The sequence below is a fragment of the Streptomyces sp. NRRL B-24572 genome (assembly GCF_002156145.1).
Taxonomy (GTDB): Bacteria; Actinomycetota; Actinomycetes; order Streptomycetales; family Streptomycetaceae; genus Streptomyces; species Streptomyces vietnamensis.
This window is the reverse complement of the sequence record NZ_MWIG01000400.1, coordinates 1-7931: the sequence shown is the minus strand read 5'-3', so window position 1 is coordinate 7931 and position 7931 is coordinate 1. Positions and strand designations below refer to the sequence as shown.

Below are 7931 nucleotides of genomic sequence, written 5' to 3'. Positions count from 1 at the left end.
GACGGCCTCGCCGAGGAGGCCGAAGCCGCCGCCCGCTACGGAGGCGAGCCCCTCCTCCTCGACGCCGACGCGGTACGCGCCGAGATCGACTCCCCGACCTTCCTCGGCGGCCTCTGGAACCGGGACGACGTCGCCATGGTCAACCCGGCCCGCCTCGCCTGGGGCCTCAAGCAGGCCTGCCTCGACCTCGGCGTCCGCATCCACGAACACACCCCCGCGACCTCGCTCGCCGAACACGGCGCCGTCGTCGCCGTCGGCACCCCCTACGGCCGGATCACCGCCCGCCGCGTCGCGCTCGCCACCAACGCCTACCCGTCCCTGCTCCGGCGCCACCGCCCGTACACCGTCCCCGTGTACGACTACGCGCTGATGACCGAGCCGCTCACCGAGGAGCAGCTCGCCTCCGTCGGTTGGAAGCGCCGCCAGGGCTTCGCGGACTGTGCCAACCAGTTCCACTACGTGCGGCTCTCCGCCGACGACCGCATCCTCTGGGGCGGTTACGACGCCGTCTACCACGGCGGTCCCGTCCGTGCCGAGCACGACCGCCGGCCCGAGACGTACGCGAAGCTCGCCGAGCACTTCTTCACGACGTTCCCGCAGTTGGAAGGAGTTCGGTTCAGTCACGCCTGGGGCGGAGCCATTGACACCAGTACCCGCTTCTGCGTATTCATTGACACGAGTCACCACGGCAAGGTCGCCTACGCCGCCGGCTACACCGGCCTCGGCGTCGGCGCCACGCGCTTCGGCGCCGACGTGATGCTCGACCTGCTCGCGGGCGAGTCGACCGAGCGCACCCGCCTGGAACTCGTACGCCGCAAGCCACTGCCCTTCCCGCCCGAGCCCGTCCGCTCCATCGGCATCAACATCACCAAGTGGTCCATGGCACGCGCCGACCTGAACGAGGGACGCCGCAACCTCTGGCTGCGCACCCTCGACCGCTTCGGTCTCGGCTTCGACAGCTGACCCGCACCACACCGCACCACCCGCCCGCTCACGCATGACCCGTCGCACGCCCCGCCTCCCGGGGGCCGCGGCCGAGGAGAACGACATGAACGCATCCGGAGTCCGGCCGGCGCCCCCGGCGGAGTCGGAGCCGCAGGCCGCCGGCCGAGGCGCCCTGTGGCGCCTGATGCCCATGCTCACGGTGGCCAACGCCGCCATGTACATGCTTTACATGGGCATCGGTGCGGTCCTCCTGCCGGTCCAGGTCGAGCTGCTCGACCCGGCCGACAAGGTCGCCAACTTCGGTCTCGTCTCCGGCGTCGCCGCGATCTTCGCGACCCTGTTCAACCCGATGGCGGGCCTGCTCTCCGACCGCTCCGGACGGCGCAACCCCTGGATCCTGTGCGGCGGTCTGGCGGCCCTCGGCGCCCTCGCGCTCCTGGGCGCCGCCCGGTCGGTCCTGCTCGTCACCATCGGCTGGTGCCTCGTCCAGGCGGCGATGAACGTCTACCAGGCCGCCCTCACCGCCGTCGTCCCCGACCGCGTCCCCGTCGAACGCCGGGGCCTGGCCTCGGCGATGGTCGGCATCGGCACCCCGATCGGCTCCGCCGTCGGCATCTCCACCGCCGCCCTGTTCGTCCCTTCCGACATCGCCCTCGGCCACCTGGTGTTCGGCGCGGTGATCGCCGGCGCGGCCGTCCTCTTCACCGCCGTCGTCCGGGAGCGGAGGCGACCGGCGGGCGAACCGGTGCCGCTGCGCAAGCAGTTGGCCGCCTTCGCGGACACCATGAAGTCGGCCGACTTCCGCTGGGTCTTCATCGGCCGCTTCCTGATGATGCTCGGCTTCTTCTCCGTCTCCCTCTTCCAGATGTACGTCCTCCAGGACCACATCGCCCTCCCCGAAGGACTCGACCCCGAGGAGGCCGTCGCCTTCCTCGCCCCGATCGACGCCGGCGTCACCCTGCTCGCCACCGTCCTCGGCGGACTGCTCTCCGACCGCATGGGCCGCCGCAAGCCCCTGGTCGCCCTCTCCTGCGCCCTGTGCGGCATCGCGATGCTCGTCCCGGTCGTCGAGCCCGACTGGACCGGCATGCTGGTCTTCACGGTCGTCATGGGCCTCGCCTTCGGCTGCTACATGGCCGTGGACACCGCACTGGTCACCCTGGTCCTGCCCAGCGCCGACGACGCGGCCCGCGACATGGGCGTCCTCAACATCGCCAACGCCGGCCCGCAGATCCTCGCCCCGTTCCTGGCCTCGGCGCTCGTCGGCGCGATCGGCTACGACGGTCTCTACCTCACGGCCGCCCTCATCACCCTGGCCGGGGCCGCGGCGGTCATCCCGGTCAAGTCGGTCCGCTGAGCCCGCAGGGACCCACTGGATCCACCAGACCCACCGGATCCACCTCCCCCCTTGACTCGCGGCCCTCCCGGAGCCGCGACGCCGGGCGGCGCGACCTGACGGAGCGCCGCCCGGCACCCCTCCCCACCGAAGGGAACACACCCATGTCGTCGATGAAGCCGACCACGCGAAGACTCGCACTCGCGTCCGCGGGGGCCGTACTGCTCGCCGCCGCGGGAGTCACCGCGTACGCCACCACGCCCGGCGGCACCACCGGCCCCCGCCCGCTCGCCGGGATGCGGATCCTGATCTCCAACGACGACTCGATGCAGGCGGCGAAGGCGAGCAACTCCGACGGCCTCGGCCTGTACGAGCTCCGTCGCGCGATGTGCGCCGCCGGCGCCGACGTCGTCGTCATGGCGCCCTGGCAGGTCCAGTCCGGCAAGGGCACCGCCGTCACCAACGGCGGCGTCCTCACCGCCCAGCGCCGCACCGCCCTGCCCGCCGGCTACGAGGACGACTGCGCCCAGGCCCCCTCGGGAGGCCCGGTCTACGGCGTCTGTCTCGCCGACGGCCCCTGCACCAAGGACTCCCCTTCCGCCACCCCCGCCGACACCGTCAAACTCGCCCTCCGCGCGGGCCTGAAGGCCAAGGCGGGCTGGTCCGAGGCCCCCGACCTGGTCCTCACCGGCATCAACTCGGGACCCAACGTCTCCGCCCAGGTCAACGACTCCGGGACGGTGGGCGCCGCCGTGGCCGCCATCGACCAGGACGTCCCCGCGATCGCCTTCTCCTCCTCCGGCGACGAGACGAACACGACCTTCCCCCGGATCAACTACCGCGCCAACGCCGAGTTCGGCGCCCGCTTCGTCGCGGGGCTCAGGCAACGCGGCCTGCTCACCCATGAGTTCGCCCTCAAGGTCGACTATCCCGACGTCAGCGCCGGGCAGCGGGCCGGGGCCCCGGTCTGGACGCGCGTCGGCCATGGCCAGGTCGTCTGGCACGCCTACGAGCAGACCGGCGAGGACTCCTTCGCGATCGGCCTCGGCCTCTGCGAGGAGACGCCGGGCGATCCGTGCACCGAGACCGTGGAGGACGCCGACTCCACCGCTCTGTTCCGCGACGGCCGGATCGCCGTGGCACCGGTGACCGCCGACCGCACCTACGGCGTGAAGGAACCGCACCCCGAGACGCTGCGCGGGATCCGCCGGTACGTCGAACACGACGCCCCCCGAGACTGACCCCTCCAGGAGCCGGGAGCGCCTCCCGCCGCGCCGGCCCTCACGGGTGGGTGAACACCCCGGCCATGCGGGTGTCCGGGTTGCTGCTCATTCCGACGATCGCGCCGCCGTCGGCGCGGTTCACGCGCGCGTGCGCGCCCGCGTAGCCCTCGTCGGTGAGGAAGAAGCCCAGGGCCGCGATCCAGTCGTCCACGGTCCCGGTCGCCGGGTCGTACACGGGCTCCGGGTGCGGCACGACCCGTTCCTGCGCCACGTAGCCGCCGCGCTCGACCGCGAGGTCCAGGGCCTTCGCCCACTCGGCGTCGGTGCACTCCCAGCCGACGAAGGTGTCCAGGCCGCCGTATCCGGCCCCTGGCTTGAGGATGAGCCGCTCCCGCCGCTCCCGGCAGAGCCCGACGAGCTCGGTGGGCCCGGAGGCGCGCAGTGCCCGGCTCCACGGCAGGACCCGCTCGACCAGGGCCCGCTCGGCGGCGTCGAAGGCATCGGCCCGGCGCGGGTCGGAGAGGAGGGCGAGGGCGCTCTTGTGGGAGTAGAGGCCGCTCTCGAGCGACGTGAACAGCACGGTCCTGCCCGCCTCGTGGGCGCGGAAGAACGGCTCCGCCACCTCCGGGCCCTCCGGGTCGTCGAGCAGCTGGCTCGCCGCGAAGTTCCGGAGCACGAGGTCGAGCGGGGTGCCGTCCAGGGTGAGTTTTCCGTCGGCACGCGCGCGTATGTCGCCGATCTCGCCGATCCTCAGATCGAGGCCCTGCTCGGCCATCGCCTCCTGGGTGGCGCGCATCAGCCGTCCGTACGGGCCGACACCGCCGCGCCCCTCGATCAGACCGATCACCGGTTCCGTGGAGCCGGACAGGGCGGGGCGGGCCCGGTCGCGCAGGACGGCGGCCATCCGCGCGGCGATGTCCACATGGCCGAGGCCGTGCTCGCGCGCGAAGCCGGCGAACTCGGGGACCCGCAGCAGCGCCTGGTCGAAGACGTCCATGTCGAGGCCGCCGACCTCGCTGCCGAGGTTGAACTCCAGGAGCTTGAACCCGGTGCCGTCGTGGTACGCGTCGGCGCGGCCCAGTTTGGCGGGGACGCCCGACCCGGCCCGGCGGAGCAGCGCGGTGAGCGCCGGTTCGAGCCCGATCTCCGCCGCGTACCGCTCGACGTCCCCGTCGAAGAGCCGCTCCGGCAGCGACAGGAGGAGGTCGAAGAGTCCCTCCAGGTCGCGGGCGAACGCGGCCGTCTCCGAGGCCCGTACGAACCAGGGCCGGGGCAGCAGGTGCGGGCGCCAGGCCTCCTCGAAGGCCGGAGGCAGCTCGGCCCGCGCGACGGCCGTCGCGAGCCCGCCGTCCCCGCGCAGGCACGCGTCCACGTATGTCCGGCTCAGTTCGGTCATCGCCACCACTCGCTTCTTCTGAGGAGATCGGTACGTGCTCCGAGCGGCGAGCAGGGTACCTCAGTAACCGATCCGGACTCCCGTGACCGCGTGACGATCCGTCAATCCGCCGGTGGCGCCGGAGAATCCGACCAGGACGTTGCCGGGCAGCGCCACCGCCACGTCGATGACCTGAACGCCGTCGACCAGGACGATGAGGCGTCCTGCGGCGGTCCTGTTGACGTCGATCACATGGCTGCCGGTACGCAGCGCGGGGACGGCCGACGAGGTGGCCGCGTACCGGAGGGTGGAGGCCGAGCCGCCGGTGGCGACGCCCACGAAGTTCGACGACGGGTCACCGGCGTTGAGGTGGGTGTCCAGGGTGACCGCCACCCCGGGCAGACCGCCGAAGCCGAGCCCGCCGCCCCCGTCGCCGAGGGAGGCGGTCGTCGCACGGGTCGAGTCGAGGAGCAGCAGCGCCATTCCGTCGCCACCGGTGCCGCCCGAGAGGGTGGCCGTGAAGCGGGCCCGCAGACGGGCGGAGGGGACGGCGGTGGCCTGGAGCGCCGAGCCCTTCAGGTACGCCTGGGCCGGGGTCAGGACGAGGCTGGTGCCCGACAGGGCGGCGCTGCCGTTGTACTTCCAGCCGTTGGGGCCCGGCGGCGGCACGGCGTACGAGGAGGCGGTGATCGACGCGCCCCGTACGGCGTGGATGTCGGTCACGCCGCCCGTTCCGCCGGTGAAGGCGAGCAGGGCGGTCGGGGGGAGCGAGGCGACGGTGGTCCGCAGCCGCTGCGTGCCGTCCACGGAGACCGTGACGGTCTTGCCGGCGACCGTGACGGACACCGCGTGGGTTCCCGACCGCAGGTTCGGCACGCTCGTCGTCGTCGACGCGTAGGTGAGGCCCGACGTGGTGCCCCCGGTGGCGATGCCGACGTAGTTGGCGGACGGATCGCTCGGGTTCTTGTACGTGTCGAAGGCGACCGCCACGCCCGGGAGGCCGGCGTAGCCGAGGCCGCCGCCGACGCCGCCGAGCGCGGAAGGCGTGGTCCTCGCCGGGTCGAGGAGCGAGAACGTGAGGCCGTCGCCGCCGGTGCCGCCGCCGATCACCGTGGTGAACGAGGCCTTCAGACCGTCCGTCAGCACCGGTACGGGCCAGACCGCGGAGCCCCGCTGGGAGGTGCTCGCCTGCGTCAGCTGGAGGTCGTTGCCGGAGATCCGCGTGGCACCGTTCAGCTTCCAGCCGCCCGCGCCGGGCGTGGGGACGGTGACCGTGGTCCCTGCGGTGCCGGACCCGGTCAGCGTCTCGCCGTGGGAGCCGGTTCCGTCGTCGGCGGTCAGCTCGTACGCGGCCGTCACCGCACCGATGGACGTGGGGGAGAAGGTGACGGCCTGGTGGACGACGTCCTCCGGGCCGAGGACCTGGCCCTCACTGATCGGATTGGTGACCTGGAAGGGGGCTGCCGGAGCCTTCGCCTTGGTGATGGTGAGGGGGATGTTGCCGGTGTTGCTGATGTCGAAGGTCTTCGTCACGGACTCGCCGACCCGCACCTGTCCGAAGTCCGTCGAGGTGGGCGTGAGGGTGAGCTGCGCCCGGCCGGTCACGGCGGTGCCGCTCAGGGCGACGGAAACCGTACCGTTCGTCCCGGTGACGGCGAGCGTCCCCGTGTTCTGGCCGGCGGCCGTCGGCGCGTACGCCACCTGCACGGTGACGGACTGCCTCGGCGGGACGACCGTGCCGGCGGCCGGCGGGTCGGAGGCGGTGAACGGGCTTCCGGGCAGGGAGACCGAGGAGATCGTCTCGTCGGCCGTCCCCGTGTTGGTGAACGTCACGCCGAGCGTCTTCCGCGACGTCGTGGGGACCGTCCCGAAGTCGAGCGCGGCCGGGGAAGCGACGAGGCCGGGCCGGGTCCCGTACCCGGTGAGGCCGAGGGAGCTGTCGCCCAGGTCGGTGGCGAAAGTCAGGGACGAGGTGTCGGGACCGGGCGCGGTCGGCGAGAACGACACCTGCGTGGTGTGGGTCTCACCGGCCCGCAGCGTCCGGGGCAGCCCCGTGGAGGACGCCGAGAACGCACTGCCCGCCGGTGTGCTCACCCCGGTGATCGTCACGTCCCGGGTCGCCGTGACGGTGGCCGTCACGGTCCCCGTCGAGCCCACCGCGACCTGGCCCGCGTCCACCGGCCCACCCGTGAGCGCCGCGTTGGCGGGACGGCCGAAGGCCATCACGTGCCCGTCCCGCGTCCCCACGTAGACCCGCCCGCCGTTCGTGACCGGGACCGAGAACTTCGAGGCCGTGCCGATCGGCGCCGACCAGCGCAGCCGCAGCGCCCCGTTCACGGGCACCGCGTCGTACGCGCGCAGCTGCCCGTTGGCGCCGTTCGCCCCGTCCGACGCGACGGCCCACACCAGTGCCGAACCCGCGTTCGTCCCCGTCGACGTCACCACCGGCGACCCCGAGGTGTAGCCGAACGACTGGGTGCTGCTGCCCGTGTTGGCGAGGACCGGCATGCCCGAGCCGCTGAGCCCGTACGCGAACGCCCGCAGCGGCCCGCGGGAGCCGATGGTGTACACGTAACCGCCCTGCCCGCCGTACACCGCGGGATGCCCCCAGACGCCCTCGTACGGACCGAAGGTGCCGAGCACCTTGTCGGTGCCGCCGGAGCCCTGGCTCCGGCCGCCGAGGTCGTCGCGGTTCAGCAGGAACAGCCGCCCGTCCTTGCCGATCTGGACGAGGAGCCGCGGATACTGGCTGGTCCCGAAGGTCGGCTCCGGGAGGGCGACCGGGCCGCCCGAGCCCAGGTCCGTGTCGTTCAGGTCGAGCACCGACGCGTCGGAGGGACTGAAGAAGTCCTGCGCCGACATCGTGCCGTCGCTGTTCACCCCGAGCCGCACCACCGACTCCGCGAACGGCATGGCGGGGATCTGGATGAGCGGGGGCGGTCTGGTCTCGGACGGTCCGGGACGGATCCTGTTCTCGACGGGCAACGGGGTCTCCCCCGCGCCGGGTCCCGGCAACCGGCCGCCGGGGCAGCTCGCGGAGTCGGTGGTGCGG

General features: G+C 72.9%; 5 protein-coding genes. 3 read left to right on the top strand and 2 right to left on the bottom strand.

Annotated features, from left to right (window positions below; all coding sequences use genetic code 11):
- From CCN56_RS23315 to surE, 3 genes are all read left to right on the top strand, one after another.
- Nucleotides 1–963, top strand: a 963-nt coding sequence (locus CCN56_RS23315) for an FAD-binding oxidoreductase (protein WP_086829682.1), incomplete at its 5' end; no start/stop codon positions are given.
- Nucleotides 964–1048: 85 nt separating this feature from the next.
- On the top strand, nucleotides 1049–2302 hold the full coding sequence (locus tag CCN56_RS23310; protein ID WP_086829680.1) for an MFS transporter: 1254 nt from the start codon (nucleotides 1049–1051) through the stop codon (nucleotides 2300–2302).
- A 143-nt stretch (nucleotides 2303–2445) separates the two neighbouring features.
- On the top strand, nucleotides 2446–3522 hold the full coding sequence (gene surE / locus CCN56_RS23305) for a 5'/3'-nucleotidase SurE (protein WP_086829678.1): 1077 nt from the start codon (nucleotides 2446–2448) through the stop codon (nucleotides 3520–3522).
- A 40-nt stretch (nucleotides 3523–3562) separates the two neighbouring features.
- On the opposite strand, the gene CCN56_RS23300 is transcribed toward surE, so the two are convergent.
- Complete coding sequence (locus CCN56_RS23300; protein WP_086829676.1) at nucleotides 3563–4900, bottom strand: hypothetical protein; 1338 nt, start codon at nucleotides 4898–4900, stop codon at nucleotides 3563–3565.
- Nucleotides 4901–4960: 60 nt separating this feature from the next.
- Nucleotides 4961–7792, bottom strand: a complete 2832-nt coding sequence (locus CCN56_RS23295) for a choice-of-anchor D domain-containing protein (RefSeq protein ID WP_218779440.1) — start codon at nucleotides 7790–7792, stop codon at nucleotides 4961–4963.
- Nucleotides 7793–7931: the final 139 nt, after the last annotated feature.